Consider the following 20180-nt stretch of genomic DNA (forward strand, 5'->3'; position numbering starts at 1 on the left):
TTACTCATTCTCTATAAAATGATTAACATCAGATGAAATTGGAATATATTAACATGTTGATGCGGATCATCTGATTTTAAAATTTTTAAATTTTATCCTCTCTCACCCAAACTACACCTTTAAATCCCTCCTCTCCCTTTTCTATCTCACAATATAACTCTCATAACTTTCACTAGGTGACATTTTTATGAATAATAGGTTGTACAAATATTACCCCGAGGACTTCGGGGAGCTTAATGTTGACGTTTTACATATGAACCTGGCTTTCGATGTCTATGATGACAGGACGAGCGTGAAGTCTCTGCTAAGGATAAGGACCAGGGACGGGCCGCTTGAGAAGCTGGAGTTGAACTGCAGGGACCTGGAGGTCCGGGCTGTGAGCTGTATACAGTCCGAGGTCTCTTACAGGTACAGGAAGGATGATGCAATTCTCGAAATCAATTTCATGGATGTGGTTCCCCCGCAGACCGAGATTGCGATTGTTACGGAGACGGTCTGCAGGCCGACGAAGAATATCCTTGAGGGGCTGTACTATGACGAGACTCCGGCAGGGGCTCCTCCGCAGCAGATCACGCAGTGCCAGCAGTGGGGGTTCCAGAGGATCGTGCCCTGTATTGACGATATGTGTGCAAAATGCACTTACAGGACAACCATCATTGCGGACTCGCGGTATACGAACCTGATCACAAACGGGGACGTCGCAGTCGAGCGGCAGACCGTAAAGCCGGGGAGGGACAAAATCGTCTATGACAACTCGGTAACCCCGATGGCTACGTATCTCTTTTTCCTGGGCGTGGGGACCTATGCGACTTTTAAGCGGGAATTTGAGTACCCGGACGGGGATACTTTCATGCTCGAACTCCTGGTGCCGCCCGGCTCAAGCGAAGAGGCTGCCGAAAAAGCGCTTGACATCCTGCACGACGCGGTCATGTGGGTCTATCTTTTTACAGGGCCAGAGCAGTATGATGAAGCCAGGCTGCCTGTCAGGAAAGAGCTCTGGGAGCTTGTCCGCAAGCGAGAGGACATGAAGCTTGAGGGAAAGGAGGATAGGCTGGAAGGGCTTCGGGAGCTCAGGGAAAAGCTTGCCGGGCTTGTCGCAGGCATTACTCCCGGGTACAAATATACCGGGACCGTCTACAGGGAAATCGGGATGCAGAACTCGGATTTCGGAGGCATGGAAAATGTCGGGAACACCACGATCACCACAAACCGCATAATGCCTTTCCCGCAGATCACGGACCCGGCTTTTGAGTACATGATCCGGGTCAAGGTACACGAATATTACCACAACCAGAACGGGTCCGAGGTTACCGGAAAGAGCCCGTTTGAGATCTGGCTGAACGAAGCCGTGACCGTGCATGTCGAAGAGCAGTACCACGCCTTCCTCTTTGGCGAAGACTACCAGAGGCTCGGCAGGGCGCTTGACCTGCTTGCCCCGGCTTCAGGAACTTTTGCCCTGGACTCGGGAGCGGCTTCCATGCCCATCATCCCTGACGGCTTCAATGACCCCAATGACCTGATCACTGCCGTTACTTACGTAAAAGCTCCCGAATACGTGCGTATGGTCGAGACCCTTATAGGCAGGGAGACTTTTGTCAGGGGACTGGACCGCTACTTCAAAAAGTTCAGCCACTCAAACGCGACCACGGATGACTGGATAGAAGTCATGGAAGAAGAAAGCGGGCAGCCCTTAAAGGAGATGTCCGAGGTCTGGCTGAAGCAGATCAGGTTCCCGGTAGTCGAGGTCTCTGCCGAATACGACAGGGATGAAAGGAAGTTCACTTTCCTCATCAAGCAGAAGGTACCTGCGGGCGGAAAGCCCTGGGAGGTCCCTTTCAAGGCAGCTCTTGTTGACGAAAACGGAAACGACCTTGCCGAAGTCCTGGAACGGATCAGCGAGGAAACTTCGACGATCACGATTGAAAACGTGGACCTTCCGGCTTTTCTCTCTCTGAACAGGGGCTATTCTTTCTACGGAAAACTCGTCTACATGGCAAGCCAGGAAGAGCTCCTGCTGCAGGTCCGGAAAGACAGCGACATCACAGGCAGGTTTACGGCTTTCTATACTCTCGTGGACCGGGAAAAGTTCAGGCTGCTTAAAAATCCTGACGCAAAGCCTTCCGAAGAATTTGTAGATCTCTATTACAAGCTCCTGAACGACCGGCAGCTCCTTGAACGGGCGGGCGGGCAGTTCCTCACCATTTTTGAGTCCGTGGAAGACGAAGAATTTGCCCACAATTACCAGGCCCTCTACGACGTAAAACAAAGAATTCTGAAGGCTGTTGCCTGGAAGTACAGGAGTTCCATAATTTCTGCCTACCGCTTCTTTGAAAACTCCTCGGTTTCAAGGGACTCGAGCCTCGAAGAAGCTGCAAGGGTAATCAAAGCCCGTCAGGCCAAAAACATCTGCCTGAACATCCTTGCAACCCTCGATACGCCGGACAGCCATACCCTCATAAAACAGCAGTTTGAGGCCGCAACCTGTGCAACGGACCGGTTGAACGCCTTTGCCTCCTATCTTAACAGTTCGGCTCCTGATAAGATTGAAGTCCTCAGGTCCTTTGAAGCCGAATCCAGGCAGAACCTTATTGCCTGGGAAGCCTTCCTCGGAGTAATAGGCAGCAACAGCAGTATTGATGCTGTCGAACTTGTCAGGGAGATGGAAAGGTCAGATGCCTTCAGGATCGAGCAGACAAACGACCAGCGTGCCCTTTACGGCAGCTTTGCGAGGAACCGCAAGAAATCCCTCCAGACCGAAGAAGGCAGGGCTCTCTTTGCGGAAATCCTGGGAAAACTGGCTCGCGTAAACGAGTACAGTACTGTCAATATGCTCAATACCTTTGCAAACATAGACCTGATGGAATCAAAGTATCATATCCCACTGGTCAAGATCTTGGCAGACCTCCTCGGAGAACTGGACTCGCAGAAGTTCCCGAGCGTTTATAACAGGATCAGAAAACTCCTCCTCGGAGCCCCGAAAGCTGTCAAAGCCTACGGCATAGAACACGGGGAAATTCCGGCTCTGCAATCCTGAATTATCTGGAACAAGTAAGCTTTACCTAAAACCGTTTTCTTTGCTCCGGTATTTTCCCGGAGCAAAACATTTTACTCGAATTTCCTGCCTGTTTTTCAGATCTCTCTACATTTAGTGAGTTCGTTCTTTTTTATAGGTCCGGTGAGTCTGTCTTTTGCGGATAGGGCAGGGAAGTCTATTATATTAAGATAGATAAATATAATTGAGAATTCGGGGGCAAAGTCAGGGAAATTCAAAACTCGCTTCTTTACTCTATAAAGTTTCATTTTCAAGATCAGTACATTTTCTGATTCGGCTATCTCGGGAAGAGGGAGAATGGTGTTTGAACTTACCGGTGTGGTTCTGAAGGCATTTGTAATATTTTTTGAATCTGTGAGTGCGGTTCTGATTACTTATGGGGGACTAAAAGCTGCAGCTAAAATCTTTTTTATGGAGGTTCACAAGAAGCCCGAAGACTACAGGAGCATAAGAAAAGAATTCACGGACAAAATTCTTTTCGGGCTTGAACTGCTGATAATTGCTGATTTGATCGAAACTTTGAGAAAGCCTTTCCTTGAAGAACTGCTGGTAGTTGGAGCCATCGTGATTATCAGAACTATTCTTGGTTACTTCCTGAGTAAGGAAACAGAAGAATCTGTCTTAACCGAATCTTGAGGGGCTTGAGGGATAAAATTGGTCCAGGGACTGTTTAATACATTTCTACAATTCTTTGAATGGGTCTTCGAAGCGATTGGTACAATTATTATAATTTACGGAGGGCTGAGAGCAGTAGCTCAAATCATTCTTCAGGAAATATCAAAAAGGTCTTACAACCTGGGAGATATCAGAAAGGAACTTACAAACAAAATACTCTTCGGGCTCGAATTTTATATCGTCGTTGCTGTTTTCGGAACCATGAGGGATCCTTCAATGCAGGACCTATCTATTCTGGGTATAATAGTGCTTATCAGGACCGTACTCGGCTACTTCTTGAATAAGGAAATTGAGGAGTATAAGTTTGATTGAAATTATTATGAATTTATCCCGGGAAATGAAATGTCATAATTGTTATCCGGGAACCTTTTCCCGGGTTTCGGGATCTGACTTTTGAGGGGGGAGCAGAATGACATTTGCATATTACGAAGGGCTGGTACTGGACGTATTCTTTACTCTGTTCAACATCATGGGATCTTTTCTTATAATATACGGCGGGCTCAGGGCAATGTCGGGGGTTTTCCTGATTGAAGTTTTGAAAAAACCGTATAGCTACCAGCAGGTGAGAAAAGAGCTGACAAACAAAATTGTCTTCGGGCTTGAGTTTTTCATTGCAGCCGATGTCCTGGAAACCGTAAGGAATCCCACGCAGGAAGAATTGCTCCTGCTTGGTATGGTTGTATTGATAAGAACGGTTCTTGGTTATTTCCTCAGCAAGGAGGTTACGGAATACGAGCTGGATTGAAACAGGGTTAAAAATTCCGGATTCGAAATCTGCCCGGTTCTCTGTACCTTTAACACTGCCATTTCTCTCTCCCGGGCCTGGCACATGAAAAAAATTCAAAAACTTTCGAGTTTTTCTTAATCCTCTCTTCTCTACTCTTCCTGAAGATAGATGAACTGCTTTTAGATGCATACGGTATGCCTGCTTCTGCGGAGCTATTATAAAGCCGGAATACAGTACAACTCTAAAAAAACAGTATGATTTAAAAGCAAGTAAAGTGTTAAGGATACAAAATATTATTAAACTCCAATATTATACTAATCTGAAATCCAGATTATGCTGACCTGAACTCCGGGTTGTCTTAATAAACTGACATGAAATTGTACAATAAAATGATATGAAATAATGTAATAAATTTAGTAACAGATACCGTCATGAGTTATGCAATGACATGAAATCATATAAATGTGAACATGAAATTGTGAAATCATGTAAACGTGAACATGAAATCGTGAAACCGTGTAATAATTGCGTACCAAATATTAATCTGAAATCGGGTGCTAGTTGAAATCCGATATCCGGATAATTCAAAATTATCAGAAACAGGAGCAATTTAATGTATCATCTGAAATGTATCGAATGCGGTGCAGAGTATTCCAAAGATGAAGTGATCTATACCTGCAGCAAATGTGACGGGCTGCTTGATGTTATTTATGACTATTCTTCAATTAAACTCGACATGGAGAAATTAAAGACCGAATGTCCCTCTGTCTGGAAGTACGCAAAACTTCTGCCTGTGGAAAGGGAACCTGTAACGATCCGGGAAGGCGGGACCCCTCTTTATAAATGCGCCCGGCTTGCCGAAAAAATAGGGATTAAAGAGCTCTATGTAAAGCATGAGGGTATGAACCCTACCGGCTCATTCAAGGACAGGGGCATGACTGTCGGGGTTACGAAAGCCCTTGAGCTCGGCATGAACACCGTTGCCTGCGCATCAACCGGAAACACTTCCGCAGCCCTTGCAATCTACGGGGCAAAAGCAGGAATCCCTGTTGTAGTGCTGCTCCCGGCAGGAAAGGTAGCCCTCGGAAAGGTTGCCCAGGCCCTTATGCACGGAGCAAAGGTTCTCAGCATCCGCGGAAACTTTGACGACGCGCTTGCTCTTGTACGCACGCTCTGCTCCCAGGAAAAAATCTATCTCTTAAACTCAATCAACCCTTACAGGCTGGAAGGCCAGAAAACTATCGGCTTTGAGATTGCAGACCAGCTCGGTTTCAAGGTGCCTGACAGGATTGTCCTGCCCGTGGGAAACGCAGGAAATATCACCGCTATCTACAAAGGTTTCAGGGAGTTCAAACTCCTTGGAGTAACTGACTCTCTTCCGAAAATGACCGGGATCCAGGCCGAAGGTTCCTGCCCCATAGTAAAAGCCATAAAGAGCGGGGCTCCGGCAATTACTCCCGAAGAGAATCCCGAAACCGTTGCAACGGCAATCAGGATCGGAAACCCTGTAAACGCAACAAAAGCTCTCAATGCCATAAGGGAATCCGGCGGCACTGCAGAGTCCGTGACCGACGAAGAAATCCTTGCAGCCCAGAAAGACCTTGCAAGGCTTGAAGGCATAGGAGTCGAACCCGCAAGTGCAGCCTCGGTTGCAGGGCTTAAGAAACTTGTTGATATGGGTGTTATAGGCAGGGACGAAACCGTTGTCTGTATCACTACAGGTCACCTTCTTAAAGACCCGCAGGCCGTAATTGATGTCTGTGAGGAACCGACAGTTGTTGATGCAAACATCGAAGCTATCCGGGAAGCAATCTTCGGAAAGGCAAAGTAAAGCCGGAGAAATATATTCGATAAAATAGTGAATCAGGGATTGAATCCGAGATTGAATTAGAGAGTCATATCTATTTCAGGTTTCTATTTCAGGTTTCTATCTCAGGTTTCTATCGGACAAATATAAAGATAAATATTTACATGCCGGAACCGTAAACAGTTGAAATATTGATCTAACCGGGATCCGGTACCATTCAATCCTTTAAGGTTTTCAGGGACAGCTTCTTAGCTTCCCTGAACCGTTTACTGTTATTATCCATATTTTACGGTCGTATTCAGATTCTTTTATACCATAATAATTATCGATGGGCGTGAACACGAATGGAGCAGGACTATAAGCCTCACGATATCGAAGAGAAATGGCAGAAAAAATGGAATGAGAGCCGGATTTTCCAGGCTGAGCCGGATAAGCGGGAAAAGTTCTTCATAACAATTCCCTACCCTTACCTTAACGGGAACCTGCATGCAGGGCATACACGGACCTTCACCATCGGTGACGTGGTAGCAAGGCACAAAAGGATGCTAGGGTACAACGTGCTTTACCCTATGGGTTTCCACGTAACCGGCACCCCCATTGTCGGGCTTGCCGAACTTATCGCCAGCCGGGACCCGCAGACCATGGACGTCTATGAGCACCTCCACGGGATTCCGGGAGATATCCTGCCGGCCCTCGATACTCCTGAAAAAATCGTTGACTATTTCAAGCGGGAAGCCGAAAAAGCCATGCGCATGATCGGGTACTCCATTGACTGGAGACGCAAATTCACAACAACCGACCCGACCTACAAGAAGTTTATCGAATGGCAGTATATCCGGCTTGGAGAAAAGGGACTGATCGTGAAAGGCTCTCACCCTGTCAAATGGTGCCCGAACGATAACAACCCCGTAGAAGACCACGATATCCTTCACGGGGAGGAAGCCACAATCGTGGAATACACCCTTATCAAGTTCAGGTACAATGACCTTGTTCTCCCCTGTGCCACCCTCCGGCCGGAAACAACCTTCGGCGTGACCAACCTCTGGGTCAACCCGGACGTTGATTACGTAAAGGCAAGGGTTGAGAAGGACGGAAACGAGGAGTTCTGGGTTGTCAGCAAGGAAGCTTTCAGGAAACTGACCTTTACGGACAGGACCGTGGAATACGTTGAGGACGTGCCTGCAAAGTCCATCATAGGGATAAAGCCCACAAATCCGATAACAGGAGATGAAGTAATCTCCCTTCCGGCATCTTTCGTTAAGCCTGAAAACGGCAGCGGAATAGTAATGAGCGTCCCTGCCCATGCGCCTTTTGACTTCCTTGCCCTCCGCGACCTCTACGATGCGGACCTGAGCGAGTACGGGATTACCGAAGACCTCAGGGACATAAAGCTAATTTCCCTTATCCAGGTGCCCGAATTCGGGGAGTTCCCGGCAAAAGAAATCGTGGAAAGTATGGGAATTGCAAACCAGAAAGACCCGAAAGCCGAGGAAGCCACAAAGATCGTATACAGGAGAGAGTTCCACGGAGGAGTCCTTAAGGAGCTTACCGGGAAATACAAGGAATACCCGGTCTCAAAGATCAAGGATGTCCTTACCAGGGACCTTATCGCCTCAAATGCAGGTGAGACCTTTTACGAATTCAGCGAGCCTGTAGTCTGCCGCTGCGGGACTCCCTGTGTCGTCAACATGGTTAAAGGTCAGTGGTTCCTTAATTATTCGAACCCCGAATGGAAAGCAAAGGTCTACAGGTGCCTCAGCCAGATGCGGGTAATTCCCGAAGAGTACAGGGTCGAGTTCGAAAACAAGGTGGACTGGCTCAAGGACAAGGCATGTGCCCGCAGGAAAGGCCTTGGGACCCGCCTGCCCTTTGACAAGGAATGGCTGATCGAGTCTCTCGGGGACTCAACAATCTACATGAGCTATTATATAATTGCCAGGTTCATCGAAAGGGGCGACCTTGCCCTTGAACAGCTTACCCTTTCTTTTTTCGACTATGTCCTGCTCGGAATAAGTGATTCTGCAGCAGTTTCTGCGGAAACCGGCCTTAAACAGGAACTTGTGGAAGAAATCCGCAGCCACTTCAATTACTGGTACCCGGTTGACCTGCGTTCTTCCGGAAAGGACCTTGTCCCGAACCACCTGCTCTTCTTCCTCTTCCACCATGTAGCCCTTTTTGAAGAAGACAAATGGCCGAGAGCCCTTGCAGTAAACGGTTTTGTCTCCCTTGAGGGGCAGAAGATGAGCAAGTCCAAAGGCCCGATCCTGACCCTGGAAAGCGCGGTCAGCGCCTACGGGGCAGACATAACAAGGATGTACATCCTTTCAACGGCCGAACAGACCCAGGATGCCGACTGGCAGAAGACAGGAATCGACTCTGCCCGCAGGCAGGTGGACAGGTTCTATGCCTTTGCAAAAGATGTAATCGAGAGTGGAAAACGAGCAACCCTCAGCACCGAGCTAAAGCTGATCGACCGCTGGATGCTCTCAAGGATGCAGAAATACATCAGGGAAACAAACATTGCCCTTGACTCCATCCAGACCAGGGAAGCCATTCAGAACTCTTTCTTCCTGCTCATAAACGATGTCAGATGGTACCAGCGAAGAGGCGGGGAAGCCCTGCTTTATTACGTGCTGGACAACTGGGTCAGGCTTATGGCCCCCTTTACCCCTCACCTCTGTGAGGAAATCTGGGAAGCCATGGGACACGAAGACCCGATTTCCCTTGCCCCGTACCCGCTCGACAATGAAGACCTCATAGATGAGGGCGCAGAACTTGCAGAAGAAGCTGTAAAGAGCACCCTTAACGACATCGAAGAGATCATAAGGGTTACGAAGATGACCCCGCAGAAGGTCTACCTCTACACAGCCCCTGCCTGGAAAGCCGAAGCCATAAGGTGTGCCTGCGAACTGCAGATCGAAGCACCTCTTGAAGTGGGCGTCCTGATCAAGACCCTGATGGCAAATCCAGAGCTCAAGCGCTTTGGCAAGGAAATCCCGAAGTTCGTACAGAAGATAGTCCCCGAGTTCAAGAGCGGAGGTGCCGAACGCTACGAGACTTTTGCTTACCTCGGCCTTGATGAACAGGCCCTCCTGAAAGAGTCCGCTTCCTTCCTGGAAAAAGAAATCGGCTGTCCGGTCGAAATCTACAGCGCCGACTCTCCGGAGTACGACCCCCAGAAGAAGGCCAGGTTTGCAGAACCTCTAAGGCCGGCTATTTACATCGAGTAAACGAAGGAAAATCAGAAGGCTATTTATCGCCTTAAATATCAGTATCCGGACTATACTTTACAGTCCGGAACTCATTTTTTTAGTTTTGATTTTCTTACCTTAACTCTGCCTATTTATAGGGACTATATCATCTAATTTGCTTATTTTTTCTCATTTTTAATATCAGTAGAACGATTTCAAATCGAAACTTATATATGCCTATATTCCCTACATAATAGGGATTATGGAACCCTGGGCAAGATGCTGGCTTGAAGATCAGCGTAAAGCTGGAGAAAAATGTCTTGAAATCAAAGTTCGAGGCGCTTGTCATTATGTTTATCGCTCTACCACTAAATATGACAAAAAAATTAAGAAGGGTCGTAAAGTTTCAGTTTACATTGGTAGACTCGACAAAGATTACGGCTTTATACCTAAAGGTGAGAAACCTAAAACTAATGTGATACCTGTGCCTCACTCTGTCACTGACTATGGAAATTCAATGATTTTACATAATATGATGGGAGAGCTCAAACCTTTTCTCATGAAAAATTTTCCGGAATATTGGGAAGAACTCTATGCAATGTCAATTGTTCGTGTAAATGGATATGTCCCCCTCAAACGAATTAAAGATACTTGGGAAGATCTCTATAATCTTGAAGGTATAAAACCAAATCTTAATCCATCCAATCTTTCAAAAGTGTTAAGGGAAGTAGGCTGTGATAGGTTTGGGCAGAATGAGCTATTCAATCATCTCAAAAATGCAGACACTCAACTCGTCTATGACTTAAGTTCCTGTTTCTCTCGATCTATGAATATTCTACAGGCTGAAAAAGGCTACAACAAAGACTGTATTCAAGTTCCCCAAATCAACTTTGCCCTTCTTTGTGGTCTTGATAGTGAAATGCCTACTATGATCAAATCAGTTCCAGGCAGTGTGAAGGACATAAAGACATTATACAAAACAATAGAAGAGTTGGATATCAGCGATAAGATACTTCTTCTTGATCGTGGTTTTTTCTCAGAGAACATCCTTAACTGCTTAGAAGAAAAACATATCAAATTTGTGTTACCAACAAAAAGGAACAGCCACTATTATGACACAAGAATACACCTTAATGAAGAATTCATCTATCATGATAGACTCATCAAATGTGGTAAAAGAAAGTTAGGAAATAGGTTCCTATATTTATATGAAGACCTGGATCTAAGACTTGAAGAACAGAAGACGATCTTCAGAAAGAGAGAGGAAGGGAAGATCAGCGATGAAGAGTACTCTTTAAAACAAAATAGAGCAGGGAAGTTCTTGATTATCTCCAATTACGACATAGGAAAAAAGGAGATGTATGAACTCTACAAAAAAAGAGACTCGATTGAAAAGTTGTTTGATGCATACAAAACAACATTAGACGCTGACAAATTGTATCTTCATGATGATGAGAGCGTTTATGGGCATGTGTTTGTGGCATTTCTTTCATTATATGCGTACTGTAAATTGTTGAAGGCAATTAAAAAAGCAGAGATAAATGACAAGGTCTCACCCATTGATATCCTATTGAAGTTTAGAAAAGTGAAAAGTATAAACTTTGGTGAAAAAAGTATCATTACTGAAGTTCCTAAGAAAGTAAGAGAATTAGATAAAACTCTCAAATTCAACATATTCCCTACAAAAAATGGGAGTTAAGGTCTTAGTTTTTACTTTCTATGACACAATTCCATAATTTAGTGATTTCTCATTTTTTTCCTGCCCTTAAACTTCAATTTCTCTGCTAACTGCCTAAATAAACTGTAATATTACCCTTGAGAAACAATTTTTTTGGCATTTCTGCCAAAGAATTCTTTTACTTCTGTATTTTTTCACTGAATATATTGACTAAAATCTACACTCTCCGCTATGTCATTCTGAACTACTCTCTCAAAAATAGATTTTACTAAAGCTTAAATGGAGAAAATAATCTGAACAATTCCATAAATGACTTTTGTGGTTTCTTAAGTAAATTTAATCTTCTCATCTGAGTAAGTTTAATCTGATTTTCAATCCCTTTCTCAGTTCTAAACTGCTTCTTGTTATCCGTTTTTAGACTTTTTGAATAATAGCTTTCGATAGGGTTATTTGTCGCTGGCGCTCCTGGAAGATAATGGAACAAAGTAAGATTTAACCAGTGTTTGTTGATCATCCACAATCGTTTTTGAACCTTTTCATCATATGTTCTTATATTTTCCATCAATCTATCAAAGTTATATTTTGCTTTTTCAAGACTATTAAGTGGAAGATTTTTCTTTTTTCGTCTGATTTCAAGCTTTAATTTATGTCTATACTGGTTAAATTCCTTTTTTGCTTTTTTACTCCATTCTTGATGTTTTTCTTTGTTATTAATCACGTTGAGTTCTTCAGATTGAAGTTCTTCCAGAAATTTAATCTCATTCTCTCTATTGTAAAATATATTTAATAACCTGTACTTCAAAAGTTCCTGTCCTATCGTTGTGTTCTTTGGAAAATCATTAACGATAAGCTTATTTAAATGCATCAAACAATATTGATGGACTAACTTATCCCTAAAAATTTCCTTTAATATATCAGGGTATCTTTTATCAAAATCCGTAACGATAAACACAGGCTCTGATGCATCAAGATTTTTCTGTAGAAATTTCTTGATGGTTTCTGGACTCTTATCTTTAAAAAGCTCATCTGCTATCGTTCTTTGAGATTTTGCATCCAGTAATGTTAAACGGTATTTCTGACATCTCCCTTCTTTTGGATGTTGTTCGTCATAATGCACCATATGTATATTTTCTGAACATGGAATAGTTTCCTATTCCATTTCTTTGTAGAATGCTCTAAAAATTGTGCTTCTTGATTTTGGAAAGATGAAATCCATTAGATCAGAAATTCCATCATATGAAACGTTATGGTATCTGAGTAACTGGAAAAAATCATTGAATGTATCAAAAAGTAAAGTCTTCATATCTTCCCAAAAACTATAATCTTCTTCGTGTGTACTACCACAGTTTGAACATTTATACCGACCAATGTTGATTTTCCCAAGACCGTTTTTGGTATGGGGATTATAGCCATTATGAACCATTGGAGTATTACAAATTGAACAGACGGGAGGAATTTTTCTACGAAAAATTCCTCGTGTAGTATATTCATAATCGTTTCCAAAACAACCAAAAATGTCTAAGAGAGCAGGGAGCTCAGAAAAGTTATTAAGTGTAAGGTTTATAGTTACCATTGTTTTTGCCGTAACATCATTACATAATTATAGGATTATAATTTTGTGTAGTGATGTTACACTTACTTTTATCACTAGATTTTGGGACTGAGTCCTTTCTATGGATAAATAATGCTACTTTTCTCTGTCTTTAGGCAGGCTAGTTATAGAGTTATCTTATCAGTACAATATTACTCGCTGTCCTGAACCGTTCCTGTCCTGCTAGACGCAGGAGAACGGTCTTTCCCGTAAAAATGAAGAAAAAAGCAAAAAAGTAAAAGATGATGTGTGAGCTCGTAAACAAAAACGAGAACCGAATTGATCAAAGTGGCATAATTTTCGGCCTTTATCTCTCTTTCATTTATTTTGCTCTTCTTTGTTTTGTGAAGGGCCGCCAGACAAGCTGACGGAGGCGTTTATAATTACCTATGAGTTTTAACAGGGTCCCCAGGTCATGACATAAATTAGCCTGTTACTTTTTTGTGTTGCAGAAGAGAATAGTTTGGCCCTGCAAGGAGTAGAATCAAAATACAAAAGATCCCGGCTTCGGATATCTGAATAATATCAGCCATTGCAAAATCCTTAATAGGACTCTTCTTCATTCTCAAGGGACTTTAAGACCTCGAGTTTTTCCTTCGCGTCCGCCATGTCCGGGTAGATGCTCAGGATTTCGTCAAAAGCTTTTATTGCTTCTCCGTATCTTTCCAGCTTTCCGAGGAGGACTCCTCTGTAGTTCATGGACTGGGGGTCCTGCGGGTTTATCCTGAGGATCTTTTCGAAGGCTTTCAGGGCATCTTCGTAATCCCCGGTCTTTGCAAGGGAGAGGCCGAGATATCTGAGGGAAGGTTCATGCCAGGGGTTGATTGTAAGGGCTTCTTTGAAGGCTCTGGCTGCGGTTTCGTAGAGTTTCTGTTTGAAACAGACCACTCCTACATTGTAGACCGCTTTGATGTTTTTCGGGTCCTTTTTAAGTACATTGTCAAAGGCCCTGAGGGCTTCCCTGTACTGTTCAAGCATACAGAAGGCAACCCCTTTGTAGTTCATGGCGTCGTAGTTTTCGGGGGCGATCTCAAGGATGCGGTCAAAGTACCCGAGGGACTCCTGGACCCTGTTTAACTTGATGAGGGTCGTGGCTGCATTGTAAAGGGCTTCTTCGTTTTTGGAGTTAAAAAGGGCGGCTTTTTCGAAGGCTTTCAGGGCTTCGTTCAGGTCTTCAAGTTCAAGGAGGCAGAGCCCGAGGTAATTCAGGCTTTCGGGATCTTCGGGAGAGGCTTCAAGCAGCTGTTCAAAGGTCCTGGCGGCTTCTTCATACTCCTCAAGATTGAAGAGCACGAGGGCCATATTATAGAGGGCGTCCCTGTGCGCGGGCTCGCGTTCAAGGACAAGGGCAAGGGCCTGCAGGGCTCTTTCATAATCCTGGAGTTCTATGCTGGCAATCCCGAGCATGTAACAGGCTCTGGTGTAGTCAGGGAAGTCCGGGGCAAAGAGGAGCAGCTTTTCAAAGTCTTTTGAGGCTTCTTCGAAGTCAAGGAGCTTGTAACTGGCTACTGCCCGGTTGTACAGGATATCAGTGTTTTCAGGGTTTCGGGCGAGGGCTGAGCCGAAGGCATCCCTGGCTTCTTCATACCTGCAAAGGGAAAGAAGGGCCAGTCCTTTTTGTTCAAGGGCAGCGGTCAGGGCAGGGTTGAGTTCAAGAGCCTTTTCGAAAACTTCCACTGCTTCTTCGTTCTGGTCAAGCCCGCGCACAACAAGCCCGCACAGGTACCACACATTTGCATCCGTCTGATTTTTCTCAAGGATCCTTTCAAAGGTCTCAAAAGCATCCTCATATCTCCGGGTTTTGAGCTGGACAAGCCCTATTTTGGTCCAGGCATCTTCCAGTTCCGGGTCACTTATTTTTGACTCCCCAATTTCCGATTCTTCAATTTCCGATTCTTCAATTTCCGATTCTTCAATTTCCGATTCTTCAATTTCCGATTCTTCAATTTTTGCCACTTCGTACGGACTTTCCATCACTGCCTGTTCGAAGGCTTCAAGGGCTTCTTCATATCGCTCCTGTGAAAATAACACAAGGCCTTTCCCGTACCATGCTTTCTTAAAGTCCGGGTAAACCTCAAGGATTTCGGAAAAGACCTCAAAGGCTTCTTCCTGCCTTCCAAGCCCCATAAGTGCTATCCCCGCGCTGTAAAAGGTCTTCTTTGAAGCTAAGCTTTCTCTTATAAGCTTTTCAAGTGGGAGCAGGGCTTCTTCATAGTTCCCGAGTTCTATCTGAGCGGACGCGAATTTCTCAAGGAGTTCAGGGTTAACCTGGGGAGTTCCTGCTGTTTGTTGAGCTTCTACTACCTGGGGAGCTTCTTCCGTATCTCCAGTATCTCTATTTTCTTCTCCGGTCCCTTCAGGCAAGTCCTTTGATATTTCTCCGTTCAGGTTTTCTGCGGAGAATTCAAGAAGGGAATTTACTGCGGATACGGCTTCTTCTGCCTTTCCCAGTTCGAAAAGGGCAAGAGCTCTCTTTTGCAGGATTTCCGGCTCCTTCAAACCTGCTCCGAGGACGATATCAAAGGCTTTTATGGCTCCTTCATAATCTCCGTTTTCGAAGCAGGAAAGTCCCGTGTAATAATGAATCTCAGACTTCCGGCACCCGAGGTCAAAGGCTTTTTCAAACTCCTGCAGGGCTTCTTTGAAGTTTCCGATCCTGAAAAGGGCAAGAGCCCTCAGGTATTGCATATCTGCCTTTTTCGGGGAGTATTCCAGGGCTGCTTCAAAGGCTTCAACTGCCTCTTCATACTTTTCAAGTTCGAAAAGTGTGTATCCTCTCTGGTCAAGGGCGTATGTACAGTCAGGTTTCAGTTTAAGGACAAGATCAAAAGCTTCCAGAGCCTCATGTTTTTTCCCAAATATTTTTAAAGCGAGTCCCTTCCTGAAAAGGATAGTTTTTCTTGCCGGGTTCTGACTGAGCACCCTCTCAAAGATTTCGAGGGCTTCTTTGTAATTCCCCTGCTTGAAACAGGCAGTGCTCAGGTGGGCAAGGCCCTCACTATTTGCCGGGTCAAGGGCAAGCACTTCCTTAAAACCGGATTCAGCTTCCGCATATCTCCCTAGCCTTAGCAGGGAAAGGCTCTTTTTATACATAATGTCCTGGGCTTCGTCGGGGTTCCTCTCCGAATTTTCAGGAGCTGTTGAAAGAGCTTCTTCAAAAGTTTGAAGGGCTTCTTCAAAGTTTTCGAGTTCAAAACAGGAGATTCCCAGCAGGTAATATGTATCTTGAAGGTTCCGGAATGCCGGGTCGATTTCAAGGACTTTCTTGAGGGCTTTTGAAGCTTCTTCATGTTTCCCAAGTTTTGAACAGGACAGCCCGATAAAGTACCAGCCATCCGCAAACTTCGGGTCTTTCCCTGTGAGCTTTGAAAAGACTTCAAGGGCCTTTTCATAAGCTTCCTGCCGGATAAACACAAGCCCTTTCCAGTAAAGGGGAGAGTCTTTTTGAGAATCTTCACTTGCTTCTCCATTAGCTTCTCTACTTGCTTTTCCACTTATAGCTCTTGTTTCCTCCTTTATTCCGTCAAAAAGGGCAAGAGCCTCATCATACTGTCCAAGCTTGAAATATTCGATTCCGAGTTTGAACTTTGCTTCATCGAGCCTGGACTTTGTTTCTTCCATATCAGGGTTAATTTCAAGCAGTTTGGAGAGGGCATCAACTGCTTCCTTATGCCTTTCGAGTTCAAGGAAACAAATCGCCCTGCTGTTCAGGGCTGAAAGGTTTTCCGGGTCCTTCTCAAGCAAAGCCTCAAAGGCGTTAAGAGCAGTTTCGTACTGTCCGGTTTCAAAGAGGCAGATGGCTCTGTATTCAAGGGCATCGGAAAGTTCCGGGTTCAGGCGAAGCGCTGACTCAAAGGCTCTGGCTGCTTCTTCCTGTCTCTGCAGGTTCTGCAGGGTCAGGCCCTTATAATACCAGGTAATCCCGGAATCCGGGTTTTTCTCAAGTACGCTTTCAAAGGTTTCCAGGGCAGGGAGGAAGTTTCCGAGCTTCATCTGGGAAAAACCCTTGAGGGTTCCGGCATCTTCATAAGAGGGATCATTTGTAGTGTTCCTTACTATTACTTCATCGAAAGCTTTTACTGCAGCCTCGAAACGTTCCAGGTTCAGCAGGGCAAGCCCTTTCCTGTACCAGGCTTCTTTTGATCCGGGCTTTTTGAGCAATACCTTTTCGAATGCCTGTAGGGCAGTTTCATGCTTCCCGAGCTCCATTGCAAGCTTCCCTTTCCTGCACTGGATCTCCAGTTCCTCCGGATTTTTTGCAGCAAGCTTTTCAAAGGTCTCCAGGGCTTTTTCCAGTTCTCCGAGTTCCATAAGGGCAACTCCGAGGCTGTAGGCAAGGTCCGGATAATCGGGACTTAGGGATACGACTTTTTCAAGGTATTCGAGGGCTTCTTCATTTCTTCCCAGCCTGAGCAGGGAGATGCCCCTGTTGTAAAGGGAGTCAAGGTTTTCGGGGTTTGTTTTGAGAACTTCGGCAAAGGCTTTTTCGGCTTTTTCGTATTCTTCGGAGGCAAAAAGCAGGAGGCCCATGTTTTTCCAGGCGTCTTCGAAATCCGGCCTGAGTTTTACTGCTTCTTCGAAAGCTTCCAGGGCTTCTTCGGTTTTTCCAAGCTTTCCGAGCACTATTCCTTTCTTGTTCCAGCCTTTCTCCAGATAAGGGTTCAGGCGCAGGCCTTCCCTGAAAGCTTCCAGGGCTTCTTCATAACGCTCCAGGGAATAAAGGGCAAAACCTCTGTTCATCCAGCAGATTTCGTCATCGGGTTTCAGGTCCGTGGCATTTTCAAAAGCTTCCAGGGCAGTTTCGAATTTCCTGCTGTCCAGGAGCAGGAGTCCTTTCTGGAGCCACATGTTATAGTCTTCCGGTTCCTTTTCCAGGCTTTTCGTAAGGGATTCAAGGGCCTCTTCAAACCGGCCGAGCCCTGTAAGCACGGTGCCCCTGAATTTCTGGGCTTCGGTAAAGTCAGGGTGGGATTCAAGCAGCCGGTCAAAGGTTTCCAGGGCTTCTTCATATTTCCCGGCTCGGGCAAGCAGGCAGCCCTGCTGGAACCGGGCGTCCGTATTTCCGGGGTCAAGTTCCGTGACGCGGGCAAAGGACCGGGCAGCTTCCAGAAGGTCCTGAAGTTTCAGAAGAGCAAGTGCCCGGTTGTACCAGATCTCCTCCATGTCGGGATAGGTTTCGAGCATGGCATCGAAGGTTTCCAGGGCTTCTTCATAGACCTCAAGTTTCATCAGGGCAAAGCACTTGTAATTCCAGGCTTCAAAATAGGCAGGGTCGAGCCTGATGGCTTCGTCAAAAGCTTCTATCGCTTCATTAAGCCTGAGCAGCTGTACAAGGGCGAACCCTTTCCTGAACCAGGCTTCGCTGTGTCCGGGGTTTAGCTTCAATACTTTTGAAAAGGTTTTTTCAGCTTCCTCATATCTTGAAAGTTCGCTTAAAAGGATGCCTTTATGGTAGAGGGAAGCTTCATTTGCAGGAAATTTCTTTAAAAAGTCCTCGAGGGCTTCCAGAGCCTCTTCTTTCTTCCCGAGGTTTGCAAGGAGGAGGCATTTCTGTTCAAGGGCCGCAGTATCTTTCGGGCTTTCCCGGATAAGAAAATCAAAACATTCGAGTGCATTTTCGTATTTTTCAAGCCTGGAAAGAATCAGGCCCTTTGCATACCAGGCTTCCGTATTTCCGGGGCTTATTTCAAGTGCCCGCTCAAAATCTTCCAGGGCTTCTTCGTATCTTTCGGTTTTTCCTGCTACTGTTCCCATTGCACACCAGGCGTCTGTATACGCGGGCTTGAGTTCCAGGGCTTTTTCAAAACAGAGGATTGAAGCTTCAGCTCTATCTATCTCGGCAAAAGCAAGCCCCATCATATACCAGATTTCAGGGGCATCCGGGGCACTTTCAAGGACATTTTCATATGTTTCCAGGGCTTCTTCAAATCTTCCGAGAGCGGCAAGACAGGTTCCCTTTCTGTAGAGGGCGTCGGAGTTTCCAGGTTGAAGCTGCAGGACTTTATTAAAGGAATCGAGGGCTTCCTGGGTTTTTTCGGTTTCAAGAAGGGCAAGTCCCCTGTAGAAAAGGGCTTCCTTATGGCCCGGATCTTTATCCAGAATTTTATTGAATGTGTTTATGGCTTTTTCGTACTTTTTGCGTTTAACCAGGTCAAGGCCTCTTTGAAAGGCTTCATCGTTAGTGATAATAATTCCTCCGATCCCTTTTTTCGTGGTATAATCCTGCAGGCTCATTTGAGTGTTATGTTAATGTTTTTCTTTTAACGCGTAGCATTTTTCGGCATACTACACCATGAAGCTGTACTGTGATGTGCGCCAATATACTTGCACCGATGAAGTGTTACTGATATGTTTTTGCTGTAAATGTCACTGATTTGTATTGGGGTAAGTGCTATTATCAGTGAACCCACTGATAATAGTTACTGATATAGTCTACTGAGCTGTGTTACCGATAAATATTACTGATAAGTGTTAACTTACTGATAAGTGTTAACTTACTGATAAGTATTTACTGATACTACTGATAAGTGCTAAATGATAATTTTTCATTATATCTTATATTTTTATATTTTATCTGTATTGTTAATCGTATCTTCTTCATTCGGGCAAGCTGTTAATGGATATCCGAAATTTGCTGTCATTGTAATTTTTATTTAGAACATATTTTTGTAACATACTATATAAATAATCTGTCAGAAGTGAGAGTGGGAGAAAACTTTTCCAATTGCTTTTTACGAGTTGTTTGCTGAGAATTTAAGTTGTCTCTTTGAAGACAGTTTTATGTTACGAAATAATATCCAGAATATTGTGAAATAATGCCTGAAATAACTTCTAATGCCTAAAATAACCTCTAAGCCTGAAATAAACTCTAAAAGGATATTCTGGATCAGAATTTCTTTTAAAAATTCTCTTCAAGGGCTTTTTTGATGTTTTTGCAGGCTTCTTTATTGTAACAGACAAGTAAAACGGTTTCAGGCAGTTCATTCTCCTGTAGAAACGCCTTTACCTGTGCAACTGCAATCCCTGCTGCTCTTTCGGAAGGAAAGCCGTATGCTCCTGTGCTGATGGCCGGGAAAGCTATTGTTTTTATCCCGTATTTCCTGGCGAGTTCGAGGCTCTTCCTGTAGCAGGAAGCCAGAAGTTCGTCCTCTCCTCTTACGCCTTCATGCCACATTGGACCAACGGTATGGATAACGTATTTTGCAGGTAGGAGGTATCCTTTTGTAATCTTTGCTTCTCCTGTGGGGCAGCCGTTCAGAGTCCTGCACTCTGCCAGTAAGCTGGGCCCTGCAGCCATGTGGATAGCTCCGTCCACACCTCCTCCTCCGAGAAGTGTATTGTTTGCAGCGTTTACAATTGCATCAACTTTCAGTTCTGTAATATCACTTTCAATTATCCCGATTCTTTCTGAAATTTCTGGCATTTTAAGGCTCCTTTTTCGGCTTTTTCTTTCGAGTTT

Annotated in this window: 9 protein-coding genes and 1 pseudogene; 7 read left to right on the top strand and 3 right to left on the bottom strand. The window is 44.9% G+C overall.

From position 1 onward, the window contains the following. Nucleotides 1–187: 187 nt before the first annotated feature. From MSSIT_RS06570 to MSSIT_RS06600, 7 genes are all read left to right on the top strand, one after another. Nucleotides 188–3034 (top strand): M1 family metallopeptidase, encoded by a 2847-nt coding sequence (locus tag MSSIT_RS06570; protein WP_048171007.1) that lies wholly within the window; start codon nucleotides 188–190, stop codon nucleotides 3032–3034. 315 nt (nucleotides 3035–3349) lie between these two features. After that, nucleotides 3350–3688: a DUF1622 domain-containing protein gene (locus MSSIT_RS06575; protein WP_048171010.1), complete on the top strand. Its 339-nt coding sequence runs from the start codon at nucleotides 3350–3352 to the stop codon at nucleotides 3686–3688. 18 nt (nucleotides 3689–3706) lie between these two features. After that, complete coding sequence (locus MSSIT_RS06580) at nucleotides 3707–4039, top strand: DUF1622 domain-containing protein (protein ID WP_048171012.1); 333 nt, start codon at nucleotides 3707–3709, stop codon at nucleotides 4037–4039. 97 nt (nucleotides 4040–4136) lie between these two features. Beyond that, a complete protein-coding gene (locus tag MSSIT_RS06585; RefSeq protein WP_048171014.1) occupies nucleotides 4137–4472 on the top strand; it encodes a DUF1622 domain-containing protein in 336 nt (111 codons plus the stop codon). A gap of 595 nt (nucleotides 4473–5067) precedes the next feature. Beyond that, nucleotides 5068–6285, top strand: coding sequence for a threonine synthase (thrC, locus tag MSSIT_RS06590; protein ID WP_048171016.1), 1218 nt, complete (start codon nucleotides 5068–5070; stop codon nucleotides 6283–6285). 320 nt (nucleotides 6286–6605) lie between these two features. After that, nucleotides 6606–9491 carry a leucine--tRNA ligase gene (gene leuS / locus MSSIT_RS06595; protein WP_048171019.1) on the top strand — a complete coding sequence of 962 codons (2886 nt, stop codon included), beginning with the start codon at nucleotides 6606–6608 and terminating at the stop codon, nucleotides 9489–9491. A 223-nt stretch (nucleotides 9492–9714) separates the two neighbouring features. Then, nucleotides 9715–11151 carry a transposase gene (locus MSSIT_RS06600; RefSeq protein ID WP_048171021.1) on the top strand — a complete coding sequence of 479 codons (1437 nt, stop codon included), beginning with the start codon at nucleotides 9715–9717 and terminating at the stop codon, nucleotides 11149–11151. A 247-nt stretch (nucleotides 11152–11398) separates the two neighbouring features. Here the strand turns inward: MSSIT_RS06600 and MSSIT_RS06605 are convergent. The 3 genes and pseudogenes from MSSIT_RS06605 to MSSIT_RS06615 all read right to left on the bottom strand — a co-directional run bounded on the left by MSSIT_RS06605 (nucleotide 11399) and on the right by MSSIT_RS06615 (nucleotide 20144). Then, nucleotides 11399–12703 (bottom strand): annotated as a pseudogene (locus MSSIT_RS06605) (ISNCY family transposase). Between the two features lie 561 nt (nucleotides 12704–13264). Further along, nucleotides 13265–18955 (bottom strand): tetratricopeptide repeat protein, encoded by a 5691-nt coding sequence (locus tag MSSIT_RS06610; RefSeq protein WP_231590451.1) that lies wholly within the window; start codon nucleotides 18953–18955, stop codon nucleotides 13265–13267. A 664-nt stretch (nucleotides 18956–19619) separates the two neighbouring features. Next, complete coding sequence (locus MSSIT_RS06615) at nucleotides 19620–20144, bottom strand: O-acetyl-ADP-ribose deacetylase (protein ID WP_048171023.1); 525 nt, start codon at nucleotides 20142–20144, stop codon at nucleotides 19620–19622. Nucleotides 20145–20180 lie beyond the last annotated feature (36 nt).

The organism is Methanosarcina siciliae T4/M (assembly GCF_000970085.1).
Taxonomy (GTDB): Archaea; Halobacteriota; Methanosarcinia; order Methanosarcinales; family Methanosarcinaceae; genus Methanosarcina; species Methanosarcina siciliae.

What these genes read in the sequence shown, in the direction of transcription:
- MSSIT_RS06610 (WP_231590451.1), bottom strand. Translation starts at nt 18,955, where the DNA reads ATGAGCCTGCAGGATTATACCACGAAAAAAGGGATCGGAGGAATTATT.
- MSSIT_RS06585 (WP_048171014.1), top strand. Translation starts at nt 4,137, where the DNA reads ATGACATTTGCATATTACGAAGGGCTGGTACTGGACGTATTCTTTACT.
- MSSIT_RS06600 (WP_048171021.1), top strand. Translation starts at nt 9,715, where the DNA reads ATGGAACCCTGGGCAAGATGCTGGCTTGAAGATCAGCGTAAAGCTGGA.
- MSSIT_RS06570 (WP_048171007.1), top strand. Translation starts at nt 188, where the DNA reads ATGAATAATAGGTTGTACAAATATTACCCCGAGGACTTCGGGGAGCTT.
- leuS (WP_048171019.1), top strand. Translation starts at nt 6,606, where the DNA reads ATGGAGCAGGACTATAAGCCTCACGATATCGAAGAGAAATGGCAGAAA.
- MSSIT_RS06575 (WP_048171010.1), top strand. Translation starts at nt 3,350, where the DNA reads ATGGTGTTTGAACTTACCGGTGTGGTTCTGAAGGCATTTGTAATATTT.
- thrC (WP_048171016.1), top strand. Translation starts at nt 5,068, where the DNA reads ATGTATCATCTGAAATGTATCGAATGCGGTGCAGAGTATTCCAAAGAT.
- MSSIT_RS06615 (WP_048171023.1), bottom strand. Translation starts at nt 20,144, where the DNA reads ATGCCAGAAATTTCAGAAAGAATCGGGATAATTGAAAGTGATATTACA.